The organism is Lysinibacillus xylanilyticus (assembly GCF_001708185.1).
Classification (GTDB): domain Bacteria; phylum Bacillota; class Bacilli; order Bacillales_A; family Planococcaceae; genus Lysinibacillus; species Lysinibacillus xylanilyticus_A.
Genome location: NZ_MDDN01000001.1, coordinates 295,777 through 314,010, shown reverse-complemented (window position 1 = coordinate 314,010; position 18,234 = coordinate 295,777). Strand labels below are relative to the sequence as shown.

Annotated in this window: 21 protein-coding genes; 9 read left to right on the top strand and 12 right to left on the bottom strand. The window is 37.7% G+C overall.

Features of this window, described 5'->3' with window-relative positions:
• Positions 1-34: 34 nt before the first annotated feature.
• The 4 genes from BFJ97_RS01575 to BFJ97_RS01560 are packed head-to-tail and all read right to left on the bottom strand — an operon-like array spanning position 35 to position 2,691.
• Positions 35-910: an ABC transporter permease gene (locus tag BFJ97_RS01575; RefSeq protein WP_068982896.1), complete on the bottom strand. Its 876-nt coding sequence runs from the start codon at positions 908-910 to the stop codon at positions 35-37.
• Entirely contained in the window at positions 910-1,830 is a 921-nt protein-coding gene (locus BFJ97_RS01570) for an ABC transporter ATP-binding protein (RefSeq protein WP_068982895.1), read from the bottom strand. The genes BFJ97_RS01575 and BFJ97_RS01570 overlap by 1 nt, the downstream gene beginning before the upstream one ends.
• 5 nt (positions 1,831-1,835) lie before the next feature.
• Entirely contained in the window at positions 1,836-2,240 is a 405-nt protein-coding gene (locus BFJ97_RS01565) for a DUF3021 domain-containing protein (protein WP_068982894.1), read from the bottom strand.
• 1 nt (position 2,241) lies between these two features.
• A complete protein-coding gene (locus tag BFJ97_RS01560) occupies positions 2,242-2,691 on the bottom strand; it encodes a LytTR family DNA-binding domain-containing protein (RefSeq protein ID WP_068982893.1) in 450 nt (149 codons plus the stop codon).
• 223 nt (positions 2,692-2,914) lie between these two features.
• Here BFJ97_RS01560 and BFJ97_RS01555 point away from each other — a divergent pair, with 223 nt between their 5' ends.
• From BFJ97_RS01555 to BFJ97_RS01540, 5 genes are all read left to right on the top strand, one after another.
• Positions 2,915-3,943: an AbrB family transcriptional regulator gene (locus BFJ97_RS01555; protein WP_068982892.1), complete on the top strand. Its 1,029-nt coding sequence runs from the start codon at positions 2,915-2,917 to the stop codon at positions 3,941-3,943.
• 120 nt (positions 3,944-4,063) lie between these two features.
• Complete coding sequence (locus tag BFJ97_RS24475; RefSeq protein ID WP_175401652.1) at positions 4,064-4,204, top strand: RAxF-45 family protein; 141 nt, start codon at positions 4,064-4,066, stop codon at positions 4,202-4,204.
• A gap of 103 nt (positions 4,205-4,307) precedes the next feature.
• Positions 4,308-6,113, top strand: coding sequence for a ribosomal protection-like ABC-F family protein (abc-f, locus tag BFJ97_RS01550; protein ID WP_068982891.1), 1,806 nt, complete (start codon positions 4,308-4,310; stop codon positions 6,111-6,113).
• Positions 6,100-6,891 (top strand): GNAT family N-acetyltransferase, encoded by a 792-nt coding sequence (locus tag BFJ97_RS01545; RefSeq protein ID WP_068982890.1) that lies wholly within the window; start codon positions 6,100-6,102, stop codon positions 6,889-6,891. Before abc-f ends, BFJ97_RS01545 begins: the two co-directional genes overlap by 14 nt.
• Before the next feature lie 400 nt (positions 6,892-7,291).
• Positions 7,292-8,026: a hypothetical protein gene (locus BFJ97_RS01540; RefSeq protein ID WP_068982889.1), complete on the top strand. Its 735-nt coding sequence runs from the start codon at positions 7,292-7,294 to the stop codon at positions 8,024-8,026.
• A gap of 268 nt (positions 8,027-8,294) precedes the next feature.
• Here BFJ97_RS01540 and BFJ97_RS01535 read toward each other — a convergent pair whose 3' ends face one another.
• From BFJ97_RS01535 to BFJ97_RS01525, 3 genes are all read right to left on the bottom strand, one after another.
• Positions 8,295-8,861 carry a DUF4256 domain-containing protein gene (locus BFJ97_RS01535; protein ID WP_068982888.1) on the bottom strand — a complete coding sequence of 189 codons (567 nt, stop codon included), beginning with the start codon at positions 8,859-8,861 and terminating at the stop codon, positions 8,295-8,297.
• Positions 8,862-8,999: 138 nt separating this feature from the next.
• Entirely contained in the window at positions 9,000-9,179 is a 180-nt protein-coding gene (locus BFJ97_RS01530) for a hypothetical protein (protein WP_068982887.1), read from the bottom strand.
• 584 nt (positions 9,180-9,763) lie between these two features.
• A complete protein-coding gene (locus BFJ97_RS01525) occupies positions 9,764-10,147 on the bottom strand; it encodes a hypothetical protein (protein WP_068982886.1) in 384 nt (127 codons plus the stop codon).
• A gap of 177 nt (positions 10,148-10,324) precedes the next feature.
• Between BFJ97_RS01525 and BFJ97_RS01520 the strand changes: the two genes are divergently transcribed.
• Positions 10,325-10,855 (top strand): hypothetical protein, encoded by a 531-nt coding sequence (locus BFJ97_RS01520; RefSeq protein WP_068982885.1) that lies wholly within the window; start codon positions 10,325-10,327, stop codon positions 10,853-10,855.
• A gap of 15 nt (positions 10,856-10,870) precedes the next feature.
• On the top strand, positions 10,871-12,436 hold the full coding sequence (locus BFJ97_RS01515) for a flotillin family protein (RefSeq protein ID WP_068982884.1): 1,566 nt from the start codon (positions 10,871-10,873) through the stop codon (positions 12,434-12,436).
• A 45-nt stretch (positions 12,437-12,481) separates the two neighbouring features.
• Here BFJ97_RS01515 and BFJ97_RS01510 read toward each other — a convergent pair whose 3' ends face one another.
• Together BFJ97_RS01510 and BFJ97_RS24470 are read right to left on the bottom strand one after the other, a co-directional pair.
• Positions 12,482-13,045: a GNAT family N-acetyltransferase gene (locus tag BFJ97_RS01510; protein ID WP_068982883.1), complete on the bottom strand. Its 564-nt coding sequence runs from the start codon at positions 13,043-13,045 to the stop codon at positions 12,482-12,484.
• Between the two features lie 523 nt (positions 13,046-13,568).
• Positions 13,569-13,943 (bottom strand): hypothetical protein, encoded by a 375-nt coding sequence (locus BFJ97_RS24470; RefSeq protein WP_175401651.1) that lies wholly within the window; start codon positions 13,941-13,943, stop codon positions 13,569-13,571.
• 248 nt (positions 13,944-14,191) lie between these two features.
• On the opposite strand from BFJ97_RS24470, the gene BFJ97_RS01505 reads away from it, so the two are divergent.
• Together BFJ97_RS01505 and BFJ97_RS01500 are read left to right on the top strand one after the other, a co-directional pair.
• The gene (locus BFJ97_RS01505) at positions 14,192-15,397 is read left to right on the top strand and encodes an MFS transporter (RefSeq protein WP_068982882.1); all 1,206 of its coding nucleotides are present in this window, start codon (positions 14,192-14,194) and stop codon (positions 15,395-15,397) included.
• Between the two features lie 74 nt (positions 15,398-15,471).
• Positions 15,472-16,146: a peptidylprolyl isomerase gene (locus BFJ97_RS01500; protein ID WP_083226875.1), complete on the top strand. Its 675-nt coding sequence runs from the start codon at positions 15,472-15,474 to the stop codon at positions 16,144-16,146.
• 71 nt (positions 16,147-16,217) lie between these two features.
• On the opposite strand, the gene BFJ97_RS01495 is transcribed toward BFJ97_RS01500, so the two are convergent.
• The 3 genes from BFJ97_RS01495 to BFJ97_RS01485 all read right to left on the bottom strand — a co-directional run bounded on the left by BFJ97_RS01495 (position 16,218) and on the right by BFJ97_RS01485 (position 18,182).
• Positions 16,218-17,000: an enoyl-ACP reductase FabI gene (locus BFJ97_RS01495; protein WP_083226874.1), complete on the bottom strand. Its 783-nt coding sequence runs from the start codon at positions 16,998-17,000 to the stop codon at positions 16,218-16,220.
• A gap of 173 nt (positions 17,001-17,173) precedes the next feature.
• Positions 17,174-17,764, bottom strand: a complete 591-nt coding sequence (locus tag BFJ97_RS01490) for a hypothetical protein (RefSeq protein WP_068982881.1) — start codon at positions 17,762-17,764, stop codon at positions 17,174-17,176.
• 169 nt (positions 17,765-17,933) lie between these two features.
• A complete protein-coding gene (locus tag BFJ97_RS01485) occupies positions 17,934-18,182 on the bottom strand; it encodes a ferredoxin (protein WP_053482601.1) in 249 nt (82 codons plus the stop codon).
• Positions 18,183-18,234: the final 52 nt, after the last annotated feature.

Here is an 18,234-nt window from a genome sequence, read left to right as displayed (position 1 = left end):
AACACATCATTTTATGAACGATGTGCGAAAGTGTTTATTTATTTTTCTTTTTAAAGATAATGATAGATAAGATTGCTAATACAAGAATTGAGACGAAAATAATCATAATGCTTGTTGAGGTACTTAATATATTTCCGTGAAGGTCATAGACAATACCATACACTTTTTTGTATTCGTCTATCTGTGAAGCGGGCGCACCTTCGAAAACCTTGGAAATGGAGCTCTCCATAAAGGCATTGCGTAATAGTAAAGTTGTATGGCTGATAGGGAAATACATAATAAGGTTTTGAGCAAAGGTTGGCAGTGCTCCTACAGGTACATAAACACCACATAAAAAACCAATGGCTGTTCCGACGATTGTACTGAGCGTTGAAAAGGAATTTTGTGTATTGACAAATATCACAAGAAACAGATTAAAAATACTTGCAAGTAAAACAGATAAAAATAATATGCCTACGACGTTAACGAAATTTTTAAAGCTTAAAAGCTCACCGCCTGTAGCAACGATAAAAATTTCACAGCCAATTAGGGCGATAAAAGAAAAGATACAGCCTATGATCAATGCGTTGATTACATAACTGAATTGAATTGTTGCTCGTGAAATGGGCGCAGTTAAAAAATCAGCCTGTGCTTTTGATTCTAAATCTTTTACAGCGACCCCATATGCAGCGAGTGTTGTCGAAACGGCGATCATAGATAGTAAGCCAGCCACTAGCCATTCATTGACCATCGTTACTAATTCTGGCGTAGCTTCCGTCATTTGCTCAATGGCATCTACTTGCATTTTTTGAAGGAATACAGCGTATAACACAAGTACGATAAGGACAGAAAGCAGGGAGAAGAAGACTTGTGTTTTATCACGTCTGAAAACCTTGCTATTGCGCTGTACTAAGCTAGATAATACTTCCATTAAGCTACACCTCCCTCGGCCATGATATGAAGAAAGACATCATCCATAGTTCCTTTGATTACTTCAAACGAAGCAATAAGCGGCTCCGCATTTTTTAATAGCGCTAAAGCATGAAGTGTGGATTCGACTCGGATGGAGAAAATGCCTAGCTTTTCTGTATAGGAGATAGCATTTTCTTCGAGCCACTGTAACCCTTCAGAAGTATTATGAAAAACAAGTGCCATTGAATCATAGGCGTATTTTGTTTTTAGAGCGTCTGGTGTGCCTTCAGCAACAATTTCTCCTTCCTTTAAGACGATGACTTGATGAGCGACTGCCGCTTCTTCCATATAATGTGTTGTTAAAAAAACAGTCATGTTTGTTTCGAGCTGAAGTTGCTTAACGGCTTGCCAAACGAATTGACGCGTTTGTGGATCAAGTCCAGTTGTTGGTTCATCTAAAAACAATATTTTCGGTCGATGGATAAGGGCTCGAGCGATATCAGCACGCCTTTTTTGCCCACCTGATAAAGTTCCATATTTTCGTTTTTCTATATCATCTAAATGCAAATAGGTGGATATGAATTGGTAGTTTTCGGCAAGTTGAGCTTTCGATAAGCCATATGTTTTGCCACGGTGAAGTATATTTTCTCGCACTGTTAATCGTTCATCCAGTAAACTTTGCTGGAATACGACACCAATGGATTTTCGGATTTCCGCATTGTCGTTACTTGCATCAAGTGTATAACCATTAATTTTAACTGTACCGCTTGATTTTTTTAATAATGTACAAAGTATTTCAATAGTCGTTGATTTACCCGCACCATTCGCACCTAAAAAGGCGAAGAGGGAGCCTTGCTCAACGGTAAATGAAATACCTTTTACTGCCTGAAAATCGCCGTATTGCTTACATAGATTTTCAACTTGTATAGCAAAGGTCATATTGTTTATTCCTTTCTTTTTTGAATTACTTGATTGATTTTTGCAATATCATTTTTTTGAAGTACATAAATAATGCACCAAGCGAAAAAGAAAATAATAGCTTCACTTATAAAAATAGACGTAATGCTTGAATGTTCAAACCAGCGCCCGAAATAACCTGCAATCAACACACACAGAGTAACTGCAATTACATGTAAAATAAACTGAGCAATAAAAGGTAAACGCTCGATATCAAAAATGATGGACAGCAAACCAATTACAGCTCCAAGTATGGCTGCGATGATAATTTGTTCAAGTAATTCCGATCCTGACATTACAGCGTTATTAGATATGACGCTTAATGTTACTAAGACGTAGGAAGAGCTAAGTGATATGAGTAGTCCGATAATCATCATGCGAATAAATTTCATATTATGAGTCCCTCCCAATACCTAAGTGGTGTTTTAATTCTTTTAAATATTTGCGGCTAACATGGACGGACACATCGTTTTCTAATATCAGTTCTGTTGTACCGATTTTCCCCATTTGAATAGAGGCAATTTTATTAATGTTAACGAGTGTCGATTTACTGACTCTGGCAAAGTCCTTCGATAATTGTGCTTCCAGCTCATACAATTTACGCTTCGTTTCGAATTCCTGTTCTTCCGTCTGCAAAAAAACCTTTGCACCCTCTGCGTAAATGGAGTAAATATCAGAAATTTTTAGCATATGAATTTCCTGTTGAAAGTAGCCATCTAGCATCGTGGTTTGGGACGCTTGTAGCTGCTTCATCAGTCGTTCAATTTGCTCGGTGTATTCCTTCGCATGTATATGAACCTCAGTTTCTTCTAGCTCACTATTGATTGTTAAATGAATTTTCATTGGAGGCCTCCTTTACATATCTCCGCTATGGAGAAACACTGAATCAGGTAATAATAATGTAGCATAGAAAAATTTGGCTTGGAGAATATCTTGGATAAGAGGTTAAATTTCATGAATAACAGGTTCATTTTTAACAATATAGAACCTCGCAAAAAGTGATGAAGTAGAAAAAATGGCAAGTTAACGGCATAATAAAATTATTCAGTCATGAGGGGTTGCTTCTATGTTTATTTTTGATAAGCACATGTTTATTACATTATGTATTGGTTTAACAGGGGCTGTTTTATTTCAACTTTTACATATTCCGATGCCATGGTTGCTTGGTGCTATAACAGCGGTACTAATTGTTCAGTTATCGACCAAAGTACAATTGAAATGGCATATATATTTTCGTAATTTTGGTTTAATTGTCGCTGGGTATTCTATTGGTTTTGCTTTTACACCAGAAGCCGTGCAGGATATTCAACTATTTTTAGGGAGTATGGTCGTTTTAAATGTACTATTCATTTTACTGTTTTTTTGCATCAGCTATTTAGTAGCAAAGCGTGCAGATTTAGATTTTGCGACTGCGTTGACGTGCTGTGTACCTGGGGGAATGTCACAGGTTGTTGCCTTTGCTGAAGAGCAAGGGGATATGGATATGGTTGTTATTACGTTCTTTCAAATATTACGGGTTCTTTTAATCGTCGGGTTTGTGCCATTAATGGTGTCAGGCTCTGGTGGAAATGTGTTTGTAGTAGACGGAGCATATTCATGGAGTCTTATAGGTTTACTCGCTGTGTGTGGAGTGGCGGGGTGGCTGGCGCAAAAGGTGAAAATACCAACAGGCTATATGCTTGGTCCAGTGTTTTTATTGATGGGCTTAAATATAGCAGGAATGGATGTACCAAAATTACCGTTGTCACTACTTCATATTGCGCAACTAATGCTTGGCATTTACATTGGGCTTTTATTGAAAAAAGAGGATTTACATTTATCGAAGAAGCATGTGTTTTACGCATTTGTATCAGCAGGCATCTTTATTGGCGCTGCATACGGCTTAACATTTATCATGAAGGATTTGTATGGTCTTGATTTTCAGACAGGTTTTTTAAGTATCGTACCAGGAGGGCTTGATCAAATGGGGATTATCGCCGCTTCTGTTCATGCGAATGTGACAATCGTTACTGCATTTCAGCTATTCAGAGTACTAGTCGTATCCATTTTCCTTGTACCGTTTGTCAAAATGTTTGTGAGAAAAGTGAAAGCTTAAAAAAACTGACACAAATATTTGTATATTTATAAAAATTTGAAATGTACAAAATTTTTATTTACCAAATTTCCTGAATTATGGTATTATAAGTTTAACTATGATGAACGGAGGTGAAAAGGAATGAATAAAAACGCTACGAAAACAGGTGTAAAAGAGGATAAAGCTATGTATTTTGCACATGTTATTACTTTCGATTTTGCGAACAACGGGAGAGGTCTGTCCATTTTTAAGCAAAATCAAATAACAAACGTAGCGAATTAACCATTCTTTTTCACAAACTAATGAGGAAAAGACTGCTTGTTAATCGAGCAGTCTTTTTTGTGTCTAAAGATGTTTTTCGCACGTTTCATTGGAGGAAAAAACGATGCAAATTAAGGCTGAACAAATACAAAAAATTATGGGTGGAAGCGTATTATTTGAAGGGCTTCAATTAGAAGTAAATACAGGCGAGCATGTTGCCGTTGTTGGTGTGAATGGCAGTGGGAAAACGACTTTATTACAGTTACTAGCTGGGTTGGATATGCCAGATAAGGGACGAATCATAAAAAGTAAAGAAGCGACGATTGGTTATTTACATCAAATTCCGGATTATCCTATGCTCACAGTAAAGGAAGTGCTGGAGGAAGCATTTGCGGGAATCTATGCATTAAAGGCAACAATGACAAAGCTTGAGCAAGAGATGCAGTTGGCTGTAACAGATAAAATACTTCAGCAATATGGTCATGTGCAGGAACGGTTTATGCTACAGGGTGGCTATGAAATTGATGCGCAATTAGCGATGATTGCCAATGGTTTAGGTATTACGCCATTGCTTGAGCAACCATTTACTAGCTTAAGTGGTGGGGAGAAAACAAAGGTGATGCTTGGGCAAATCCTTTTAAGTAATCCTTCTATTTTGCTATTAGATGAACCAACGAATCATTTAGATATGCAGGCAATTGAATGGCTTGAAAACTATGTTCGAAACTTTGCAGGAATTGTTATTGTCGTATCACATGATCGTCATTTTATGAATCAAATGGCTCAAAAAATAATTGAAATTGAAGATGGAGAGGCCTTTGCGTATAGTGGCAATTACGATGCATTTGTTGAACAAAAAGAAGCTAAGGTTGAACAGCAATTTGCTCAATACGAAGAACAGCAAAAGAAAATTAAAAAAATGCAAGAAACGATCAAACGTTTAAAGCAATGGGCAAATGAAGCGAATCCGCCGAATGCTGCCTTACATCGACGTGCTAAAAGTATGGAAAAAGCATTAGCCCGTATAGAGCGTGTGAAGAAGCCTACAACGAAAAAGAAAATGAATCTAGCCTTAACGATGGCTGAGCGTAGTGGTAAAGAGGTTGTACAATTGAAGGGCATTAGCCATGCATTTGAGAAACCATTATTTAAGGAAAGTAATTTAGCGGTTTATTTCGGAGAACGACTGGCGATTGTAGGTGGTAATGGTAGTGGGAAATCAACGTTGTTAAAAATGATGCTAGGCGAAGTTGAGCCTAATAAGGGGATCTGTCATGTCGGCAGCAGTGTGAAAATTGGCTACCTTTCACAGCAATTTGAGCATAAAAATCCTGCCATTCGTTTAATAGATGCTTTCCGTGAGATTGTCGCTGTGTCAGAGGCAGAGGCACGTCATATTCTTGCTCAATTCTTATTTTATGGCTATGACGTTTTTAAAAAAGTGAAGGATTTAAGTGGGGGCGAAAAAATGCGCTTACGTCTAGCACAGTTAATGCATGAAGATATTAATTTATTAATGCTAGATGAGCCGACCAATCATTTAGACATTGAAGCGAGAGAGGTATTGGAGGATACATTAGAGTCCTTTGAAGGGACCATTATTGGTGTCTCGCATGACCGTTATTTCTTACAAAAGATTTTTACAAAAGTTGCATGGATTGAGCATGAAACGATTCAAGTATTTGAAGGCCATTATGAATGGGCAAGGCAAAAACGCTTAGAAATAGTTAAAGAACCGGTTATAAAGGAAGCACCTGAAAAGACCTACGCTGCTAAAAAAGAGTTACCCATTGAAGATCAGATTGAAAAGCTTGAAATAAAATTAAAGGAGCCGACACTTGCCAAGGAGCAACGGCAAAAGCTTGAACAGCAGCTAGAGGATTTATATGGAAAATGGATTGAGGGAGGAACAAAAAATGCAAAAAATTGAGCACATCATGCAGTTAGATATTGATTATATTAAAAGTTTTAGTGAGATGGAGACATGTCACGAAGGAGTATTATTTTATAATAAGGAAATGCCGACATATTATGACGCTAATCATGCACACATTTGGAAGAAGATTACCGATCCAGATATGTTTTTAAAGAAAATCAAAAATTTCTATCAGTCAAAATCTCTGATTCCAAGATTGTATTTATACAACGTGGAGGAAAATCAGTCATGTATAGAAGTGCTAGAGAATCATGGCTTTCAATATGAAAGTTTTAATGATGATGTACAGTGTTGGAACGGTGAATACTTACAATTACCACATAATCCAGCAATACAAATTGAACGTGTAACAAATGCCAATATGGAGGAAGCATTAGCTGTAGAAATGAGTATTTCTACATTTGGGGAGCCTGCATTAATCAAAAAAGCCTTTGAGGAAACTTATCATTCACAGTATTTTACTTACTATTTATTAAGATTGGATGGCACAGCTTGCTGTACTGCCAATATTTTCGTCTCAGGAAATCAAGGGAGAGTCGAGAGTGTAGCAACACTTGAAAGCCATCGAGGTCGAGGTTTGATTGGATATATTCTGCAGCATATACAGCAAGAGTCGATAAAGCAGGGGTTAGAATATCTCTGGATTTTGCCTATCAATGAACAGGTTGCAAAAGTCTATGACAAGGCAAATTTCAAATCAGTAGGCAAAGTAGAATCCATTCATGCCTTTACTGAGGGAAAAAGCATTAAGCAAATAAGACAAGATTCTTAATGAAGATAAACAATTTCGCCATACTCCTATGGGACTGTGATCCAAGGTGGATTCTCCCATAGGAAAAGAGCGAAATTTTTTTATATTAAAAGCTAGAGCGTTACTTGCTAATTGTCATTACATGTTGTATGAATGGATGGATGTTTTAAAATATAGTTTGCAATCAGCTCCGTCATATCAAATTCGAAACCGGGTACAAACATAGCTTGTCATAGTGGAAAATGGTAAAATTGCTATGATGATAAATGGAGTAATTCTGATTAGTATCGACTATTCGGAATTTTTGGATTATTGTTCAAAAGAAGGATTTTCAATCTTTAAAAGTTTTTTACTTGAAAAAATAGCGTATTCGATTTATTGTCTTTAGAGATACTTGTTTAATGGACTTGGAGGATATGGAATGCACGGAATTTATATACGCTATAATGTCTCAGAAGAAACCCCAGCAGCACAATGGCCCAAAAAAATGGATGCATTTGCGTATGTTCAACGAGGAAAGCCACAACAAGACAATGACAACTTGCTGTCAACAGAAGAGCTAAAAAGCCACGCAATTCGCTATATTAAAAGCTTAAAAGACAATGCAAGTGAACATTTAGTAGAGCAACGCAATGGTGAAATTGAGCACTTTGATCGACGCTTTATGGAGTCCTTAAAGCTAAAGGAAAACATTGATTCGCAGCTTATTAATCTAGAAGAAATTCGTTTACTATTACAGTTAATGAATGTACTGAATTTATCGCATGGTTTCGGTGAAAATGCTGGGAAGCTACTACGCCAAATTACCCCATATGCAAAAGAGGTAGAGCATCCAACATTCCAAACAACTCGTGTAGAGCGACATTTTTACTCAGAATTAATTGAACAAATTGAAGCGGTATATGGACGAATTATACGTCAACACAACCCATCAACAACAGAAATGCAGCACTCAGAAAAATTATGGACAGCAGTTTGTGAGCAAGCGATTGAAAAGGTAGAATCACGAATTGAGCGTTTGTCTTCTATCAAATTAAAGCATGAGAAAAATTTGTTAGAGTTTAGTCAATTAAAACAGCAAAATATCGAGGCAAAGGAACGTCTAGATCTTGCTGTTAATGAACTCGATGCTATTTTAAATGTATTAGAATCTTAAAGTCTTTGTTAATGCCTATATAGTGCGGTTTGAGGTGGGGTTAGCTATGAGCTAGCCCCACTTTCAATAGCACGGTTGTATAGAATGTAACAATAAAACGGCCTTCTCTCCACCTTTATAGAAAAAAGGCTTAGGAGGTACTACTACTTTCTTCATTATTTTGAATACCTCACTAACATATTTTTAGCCTTACATTAAATATGGAATTAAAGCCTTTCTACAGCTGAACTGTTCTAAATTCAAATTTATCTGTCTATGCAAAAAAAATTTAGACCCTTAGCGAGCCACGGAAGCCCCTAGCAGCATAGTAAGAGTCTGCTCCATTGTGATACACAAAGACAGTGTCGTAGCGATTATCACAAAAGATAGCCCCACCGAGTTTTCTAATATTAGCAGGTGTTTGCACCCAGCTCGAAGTTTTCATATCGAAATTTTCAAGTTTCTGCAGCTCACGGTATTGTTCCTCCGTTAAAAGTTCAATGCCCATGGCAGTAGCCATATCAATAGCGTTATTTTCTGGTTTGTGTTTTTTCCTTGATTCTAGTGCTTCATGGTCATAACAAACACTTCTGCGACCTTTAGGACTTTCCGCTGAACAATCATAAAAAATGTATTCGCCCGTCTTTTGATCATGGCCAACAACATCTGGTTCTCCTCCGGTTTCTTCCATTTCGTTGAGCGACCATAGTTTTTCAGTATTAGCTTCGAGTTTAGCTTGTACTTCAGCCCATTCAAGATCTTTATGGCGATTCATATTTTTTTCAAAACGTGCTTTCAAAGTTTTGAGTAGTCCCTCACGTTGTTCTGGTGATAACTCCTTATTTTTCTTTGTCATAGTAGTTTCCCCCTTAATGTTTTTACTCATAATGGTTTAAGAATTAAACTGCTCAGTTCAATAAAAAATTCAATTTTTACTAAAGAATTTAACGTGCTTATGATAGGGTTCTCCGTTTAACGGGGAGTATCCTGCTTATTATAAATCACGAATCATTTCCTTTATTTCATCACGAGTTTGAATAATTGTATCGTTTTCGTTTGGAAAAATCGATATGGCACCAACGTCATTTTCAATATCAACAACTAAATCGTCTAAAAAATTCGCAAGTGGCATGTTGAACGCTTCAAATGACTCATCAAAATTGGCAGCCACCATTTCAGCAAAGCTTCAAGTTGGCCAAACAGGTAGTAAAAATGGATAGCCGTCTTCGTCTTCGAATAGTAACAAGTCGTCATTTTTGTCGCGTAGCAACCATACCATAAAAATAGGCAAGTCATTTTCCTGCAGGGCGATTTAAAATAAATCGTTTCATTAGTTTCATATTGGTCATTCCTTTAAGGTGTCATTCTAAAAAAGATATCAAATAAAATAAAAAATTACTATATATAACTTTTTCGAAGTACTGTTAATTACATAATCCTTCTTCTACTAACATGCACCATTCGTTGAATAACAACAATCCTAAAGAAAACACCCATTCATAACATACAATCCCTTTTTTAAAACGAATCTACTGCTATAGTTTAAAAGATCGTGCATGCATTCAAGTCACATAGAATCAAAAAAAGCATGTCTACTGATTGGAACTTTGAATCAATTCCAATCGTTGACATGCTTTTAATTTCAGTTCTATTTTGGGTATCGATACAATGTATAGGGGGGAGGAAAGCGTCACTTTGTACCCGCAGAATCCAAGTGACGGATAGAACGACATAAAGTGACAAGGAATTCTAATGTATTTATTCCTGCTTTGCTTTTTCCTCAGACTGCTCACGCTTTGATTGACGATAAACACGTAGTAAATCAAGCGCAAGTAACAGCACGATCAAATAAAAAAAAGGGCTGTTATAGGATAAACCTAATTGCGATTCTCCGCCAAGTAATGTTAAAACAATCCAAAGCCCGACCGTATATACTGTTAAGCCAACATATGCTTTTTTAGAAAGCTTTTTATATTTTCCCTTGTCTGACGCGATTTGTATGATGACAAGAGCGATTAATATAAGAAGGATGATTTGTTTAGACAATACCTCAGCTAGTGTAGTGTACGGGAAAAAATCATTGACGAAAAGTAAGGTGAAAAATACAAGAATACAAAAGTTTAAAATAGTTGAAAGCTTCATGCAATATCTCCTTAGTTGCCAGTATTCATTTAATTGTAACATGGTTCTGTTTGAAGAGAATCCAAAATTACTAACTTAAAACTACTCACCCGAAAATTTTTAAAATATTAAAAATTATGAAACTTTCTATTGAGTACAATCGTATAGTAGGTAACACAATGAAAAGGGGTGAACAACTTGACGCTATTTGGCTATTCACTTGAGCAGATCTTTTTAGTGGTATTAATTTTCGCTGGCCTTGCAACGCTCTTATTTATGTTTTTTGGCGATGCTGTCGAGGGCATTGGAGAAGGGCTGCCGATTTTTAATCCAAGTGTCATTCTATCTTTCATTACGTTGATGTCAGCAGCAGGATTTATTTTAGAAAAGTTAGCCTTATTCCCTAGCGTTTGGAATATCGTTGCTGCTTGCATCATCGGAGTTATTTTAAGTGCACTATTTTATTTGTTTGTTCTTGTCCCACTAAGATCGGCTGATGTTTCTTTAGCTTATACGGAAGAATCACTTGGTGGTCAGCTTGGGAAGGTTATTGTTCCGATTCCTAGAGATGGTTTTGGAGAGGTTGTGATTGAAACGACAAGTGGGATGATTTCCAAGCGAGCAACAGGCTTTGACAATGAGGCTATCGATTATGATACGACAGTTCTTATTGTAGAAGTCAAGGAAGGAACACTTTTTGTAAGATCCTATGAGAAGAAATTTTTATAAAGGAGAGATACGTATATGCCAATGGAGATTTTGATTGTTATAGGGATCGTAGCTTTTATATTAATCGCACTAGTTGCACTGTATGTGACAAAGTATAAAACAGCGGGTCCTGATGAGGCACTTATTGTGACAGGTAGCTATCTTGGCTCAAAAAATGTACATAAAGATGAGTCAGGAAATCGCATAAAAATTATTCGTGGTGGCGGTACATTTGTATTCCCAATTTTTCAGCAAGCACAGCCATTAAGCTTATTGTCTAGTAAGCTTGATGTGACAACACCTGAAGTATACACGGAGCAAGGTGTACCAGTGATGGCAGATGGAACGGCAATCATTAAAATTGGTGGTTCTATTTCAGAAATTGCAACGGCAGCAGAGCAGTTTTTAGGGAAGCAAAAGGAAGACCGTGAAAATGAAGCGCGTGAAGTGTTGGAAGGTCATTTGCGTTCGATCTTAGGTTCAATGACGGTTGAAGAAATTTATAAAAATCGGGATAAATTTTCTCAAGAAGTACAACGTGTTGCATCTCAAGATTTGGCGAAGATGGGGCTGACAATCGTTTCCTTTACGATTAAAGATGTACGCGATAAAAATGGCTACTTAGAATCGCTTGGTAAGCCAAGAATTGCACAAGTTAAACGTGACGCAGATATTGCAACTGCCGACGCTGAAAAAGAAACACGTATTAAGCGTGCTGAAGCATCGAAGGAGGCACAAAAGGCTGAGCTTGAACGTGCAACAGAAATTGCAGAAGCGGAAAAAGAAAATCAGTTAAAAGTGGCTGAATTCCGTCGTGAACAAGACATCGCAAAAGCGCGTGCAGACCAAGCGTATGAGTTAGAAACGGCGCGTGCAAAGCAGGAAGTAACCGAACAGGAAATGCAAATTCGTATTATTGAACGTCAAAAACAAATAGAGTTAGAAGAAAAAGAGATTTTACGTCGTGAGAAGCAATACGATTCAGAAGTTAAGAAAAAGGCTGACGCGGATCGTTACGCTGTCGAGCAAAATGCAGCAGCGGCCAAAATGCGTGAACTAGCGCAGGCAGATGCGGAGAAATACCGTATTGAATCATTGGCACAAGCTGAAGCGGAAAAAATTCGTTTGGATGGTCTTGCTAAAGCAGATGCTGAGCGTGCCAAAGGGGAAACTGATGCAGATATTATTCGCCTTCGTGGTCTTGCGGAAGCAGAGGCGAAACGAAAAATTGCAGAAGCCTTCGAATACTATGGTCAAGCAGCTGTCCTTGATATGATTGTACGTATGATGCCAGAATATGCGAAAGAGCTAGCGAGTCCACTTGGCAATATCGATAAGATTACAGTTGTCGATACTGGTGGAGGAGAAGGAAGCGGCGGTGCCAATAAAGTAACCGCTTACGCAACTAATTTAATGTCAACATTACAAGAATCATTGAAAGAAACTTCGGGCATTGACGTGAAGGAACTAATTGAAAGCTATGCAGGTAAGCATACATTGCGCCCGGAGTTAGAGCAAATAGCGGCTGGCTTAGAAAAAAAGCAAGAACCCGTTACAGCTGATAAAACACAAAAAGAGATGAAAGAAACAGTTGAACAATAATAACAATAGCCACCTGATGAGTGTCATCAGGTGGCTATTTATCGGTTAAGAGCAAGAATAGTCCTCATTAACTTGTTTCCACTCACTAGCGAGTATGCCGTATGCAGCATGGTCAACATAATGATCGTAAAGCCATTCTGCTTCACGAATCGTGCCTTCTTTTGTAAAGCCTAGTCGTTCAGGGATGGCCCGGCTTTTTGTGTTGCCCACAGCAGCACGAATTTCGACTTTATTGAGCTGTAACTCTTCAAAAGCATACTGCAATAAAGCCTGTACGGTCCTCGTCATAAGACCATGTCCTTGAGCCCCTTCACTGAGCCAATAGCCAATAGCAGCAATTTTATTATGATGATTGATCGTATTAAAGCCCGCTATCCCAACGATTTCATTTTGAAAAATGATGACAAGAGAAAGGCTGCTTTTAGCTTCATGTCCTTTTATACAACCTTCAATATAAGCCGTTGTGTCAGCTACTTCTCTTGTAATATCTAGCCACGGCAACCATTCCCGTAAATATACTCGTGATGCATCTGTTAATGCAAAAACTGTTTTGGCATCTTCTAATGTTAGGGTACGTAAAGATAATTGCTGATCAATTGTAATTTGCAATATTTTCACCTCGTTATTATTTTAAGGAATCATGCATAAAGCCTTGCATCTCACGATTCAGAACGGTTAACACTTCAATCATTTCACTTAAATCTTGAATGAGCTGTGCCTGTTCATTCATTGGTAGTCCAAATGCTAGGGCACCTACGACTTTACCATTTTTATGGATTGGAAATTAGAAGGCTTTGAGGCGACTCCGTTGACATTCTTTGGTATAACGACATCCGTATTTTGTCCTTTAAAGGCAACGATGAAAACATTTTGGTCATTAGCATTGACTTTTTATCCATCTTGATAACCTGACTCGACTCGCCTGCCAGCTAAATATTTTACAACTGTTTCATCTTCCTTCTCAACGACAGCCACTATTGCCTCTTCTTTTCATGCAAGGTGGATATACGGAACTGATAGAGTGAATGCCTCGATAATCTTCGTGGAAATTCCTCCAAGTATGTGCAACGAAAATAGTATAGTCATCGGAGGTCGTATTACCAATGATTTCTAAATGATTACTTTCACTGTATCACAATAACTGCCAATTCGAAATAGATATAATTTTAAATTTTCTTAAAAATAATGTGACAATATTTAAGTAAACTGTAGAAAATTGTTGTTGAATAAGGTGAGGTGTTGATTCTTTAAAGAATCTTTGAAAGGAAAACGAAGTATTGGCTCTTAACCAAAACGTGTGGTTGATTTCCGTTCCGACTTGGCGCTTTCCCGCTGACGCTTCGCTTTCGCGCAGATAAAACATTTGCCGCTGACGCTTCGCTTTCGCGCAGATAAAACATTTGCCGCTGACGCTTCGCTTTCGCGCAGATAAAACATTTGCCGCTGACGCTTCGCTTTCGCGCAGATAAAACATTTGCCGCTGACGCTTCGCTTTTGCACAGAGCAAAGCTTCCTTGGGGCGTTCGATGCGCCGCTTGGGGCAACAAATGTTTTTTTGTGCAAAAGCGTAGTGCAAACGCAGCGTCAGCGACAGCACCAATGTTGGTCACGTAGGCGTTATCACAGGACGTGATGTTGAAACAGCAGTCCAAGCAATAGGGATAAATATGTCTATTTTTTGACAACTCTATCGTGTGTTTTAAAAAATATTGTATTAAAATAATAGTAGAACTCGCTGTACGTAAGGAGAGAGAAATGGATACTATTCAAAGAGGAACGAAGGCCTTTCATAAAGCTAATTGGGCTTTATTTTTAGCAGGGTTTATAACTTTCGCAAACTTATATGTGACACAACCGCTACTACCAACATTTGCAAAGGAGTTTCATGTTTCACCAGCAGTTGCGAGTTTATCACTTTCTGTGACAACCTTTGCGCTATCGATCAGTATGATTATTGTTGGCTCCTTATCAGAGGCACGGGGTAGGAAATCTTTGATGACGATTTCTATTTTTGCGGCATCTATTCTTACGCTTGCACTTGCCTTTTCTCCTAATTTTGAAACGATTTTAGTGTTGCGAGTGATACAGGGAGTTGTCTTTGCAGGCTTGCCAGCAATTGCAATGGCTTATTTAGGGGAGGAAATGCATCCTTCTAGTTTAGGTATAGCGATGGGCTTGTACATAAGTGGTAATTCGGTTGGGGGGCTTAGTGGACGAGTTATCATAGGGACACTAACAGACCTTTACACGTGGCAAGTGGGGATGATTGTTCTCGGTGTCATCAGTCTTATGATTAGTGTGTTATTTATCTGGATGCTACCTAACTCTAAGCATTTTACAGCACGTCCATTGCAAATAAAAGCATTGACGACATCACTTATCCAACATGTAAAGGACCCATCCATGCTATGTCTTTTTGGTATTGGCTTTGTATTAATGGGAAGCTTTGTGACTCTTTATAACTACATTGGCTTTAAATTAATGGCACCACCTTATAATTTAAGTGCCACAATTGTTGGGTGGATTTTTGTTATTTACTTAGTAGGTACTTTTAGCTCCGCTTGGTTTGGTAGTCTAGCGGATCAATATGGCCGCCAAAAAATGTTGTTATTGTCCATTGCTATCATGTTAACAGGGGCAATACTTACATTAATCGGGCTACTTAGTTTGAAAATTATAGGGATTACAATCTTTACGTTTGGTTTCTTTGCGGCGCACTCGATTGCTAGTGGTTGGGTGAGTAAACGAGCCACTCATGATAAGGCACAAGCATCTTCTCTCTATTTATTTTTCTATTATTTTGGTTCAAGTGTTGGAGGAACAGTAGGGGGAATATTCTGGATGCATTACGGCTGGGGAGGCGTTATTGCGATGATTACTTTATTTTTAATCGTTGCATGCTTACTGTCATTTTTATTAAAGGGTATTATTGCCAAACAACGTATTGCAGCGGGGCTTTAAGAAGAATGATTTGTCGTAAACTATTTGATAGTCTTATAATGAGTAAAATGGTTATAAAGAGGAGTTGAAAGAATATGTTCACGCGTTATAAAGGATTTTCATTTGTCTTTGCTTTGCTAGCTGTAGCCTTTGTTTTGACAGGCTGTGGAGCAGCTAAAGAAAGTGGGCAATCAGAGGGAAGTAAGGAAAAGGAATCAGAAGAAAAAGTGGATTATTCATCAAATGTGAAGGAAAATCCAATTGTGACGATCACGATGAATAATGGAGAAAAAATCGTTATTGAATTAGAGCCTTCTGCAGCGCCGAATACGGTTGCTAATTTTATTTCCTTAGTGGAAGAAGGTTTTTATGATGGTCTTATTTTCCATCGGGTTATCCCTGATTTTATGATTCAAGGTGGAGATCCTTCAGGTAATGGTACAGGTGGTCCAGACTATTCGATTGAAGGTGAGTTTTCTTCAAATGGTTTTAAAAATGATTTGAAGCATGAACGCAGTGTCATTTCAATGGCTCGTTCGGGTGATCCGAATTCTGCGGGATCTCAATTTTTCATTATGGTAGAGGAAGCCTCACATCTTGATGGCCAATATGCTGCCTTTGGGAAAGTAATCGAGGGGATGGAAACGGTAGATGCTATTGTTGCTGCTGAACGAGATGGTTCAGATAAACCATTAGAAGATCAGCAAATGAAAAAGGTGGAAGTGGATACAAAGGGCTTTGATTACCCAGCTCCAAAGAAACTAAAATAACTGATGTGACAACCAGTATGAAGACGAAGAAGCATGAGAGATCAAGGATGATCTTCCATGCTTCTTTGTAGTTAACCCATAATATGGTAGCCAGCGTCGATGTAAATTGTTTCACCTGTCACACCACGAGATAGGTGAGATAGCATCACAATTGTCATATCTGCTACTTCGTCTTGTTGAACATTACGTTTTAATGGAGCTGTTTCCTCGATTTTGTGTAAAATTGTGTTAAATGAAGGAACTCCTTTTGCAGCAAGTGTGCGAATCGCTCCTGCTGAGATCGCATTGACACGAATATTATCTTTACCAATATCTGCAGCAAGGTAGCGCATAGAAGCCTCTAATGCAGCTTTCGCTACGCCCATGACGTTGTAGCCATCAAGCACGCGTTCTGCTCCTAAGTAACTCATTGTCACGATAGAACCGCCTTCAGTCATATAAGGATGTGCGGCTTTCGCTGCTGAAATAAGAGAATATGCACTAGTATCTTGTGCAAACGCATAGCCGTCACGAGTTGTATCTAAGAAGCGGTTGTGTAAATCCTCAGCATTGGCAAATGCTACAGAGTGCACAATACCATGGATCACGCCTACTTTTGTACCGATTTCATTGAAGGCTGCTTTTGTGCTTTCGTCGCTATTGACGTCACATTGTACGATTAGTGAATCAGATTGTCCGATATTTTCTAATTGTTTTTGTAATTTTTTTAATGAACGTTCTTGACGATATGTGAAAATGACATTTGCACCTACGTCAAATAAACGTTTTGCAATACCCCAAGCAATACTTCGGTCGTTTGCCACACCCATTACAACAATATTCTTATCTTTTAATTGTAATAAATTATCCATCATTTATAAGAACCCCTTTATGAAATAATATCTGTTATTAGTACCAACTACTAAAATCTTATCATACATAAATAATGGATGCAATAATAAGATAAAAAAGAGTGTCCGACGTTACTAGGATAGGCACAAAAAAAAATTCATCTCCACTTACTTAGAGACGAATCCAATAGTTGTATTTAAATTTGTGCTACCTCATACATATCTAAGCCGCTGTAGACTGCGTTATGTACTGCAATCATAAAGCAGTTTTGCGTACGAATAGCCTGTGCCATAATTTTGATGGCTCTTGTTTGAACTTTATGAAATGTTTTGTCACTAGATAGAAGATCATCATTCAAATGTGCTAGAAAATAGGGTTGCTGGATTATTTGATCTATAAGATCTGCAGCATCATTTTGACCGAATATGTTATAGGCCCAGAGGTCAATATCATTGCCTAGTTGGAAAGCGACGAAGTAGAATAAATCATCATCATTTCTCTCGATAATTTTATGAATAATTTGAATCTTTTTGAGCTCTTCTATTAAAAAAATGTTAATTGAATAGTGCATTGCCTTTGAAGAATTTAAAAAAAGACTATCTTTTTGATGTGATTTTAAAAAGAACCAGCAATTTAAAATAACAGCCCAAGAATCTAATGCATTCATACACTTAGATTGAAAATTAGGGAAAATAGATTGCCATTTTGCTGCAAGATTTTTAAATTGATTCATCTGGTCTTCGTCAATATGGTATAAGCTATGATTTGTTTCTAATTGATTAAACATTATCATTCATTCCTCCAATAGAGTTTATATATATTCTGAGTAGGGAAATCAACTATATAATCAACTAAATTTAAGCGTTGTGTTTCTTTTGTGTTTCAACGTGAAGATTCTAATTAAGTAAGAAGGCACCCAGTTAAGGATGCCTTCAGTGTACGAATAGAGTTACAAACTATTCGAATTTTAATGAGTCGCCATCAAAAGTTTCGTCTGCTACTTTGATTGAGTCAGTTGGGCAGCCTTCGAAAGCATCTTGCATATCTTCTAATAGATCTTCTGGAACTTCAGCAGTTCCCATGTTATCATCTAAAATAACGAAGGCAATACCTTCATCATCATAATCATAAATATCTGGGGCTGCGGCTCCGCAAGCGCCACAAGCGATGCATGTATCTTTATCAACAATTGTGAACTTAGCCATTTTTCATTCTCTCCTTTTACATGTTCCTACAAAGCTTCATACTCATTTTAAA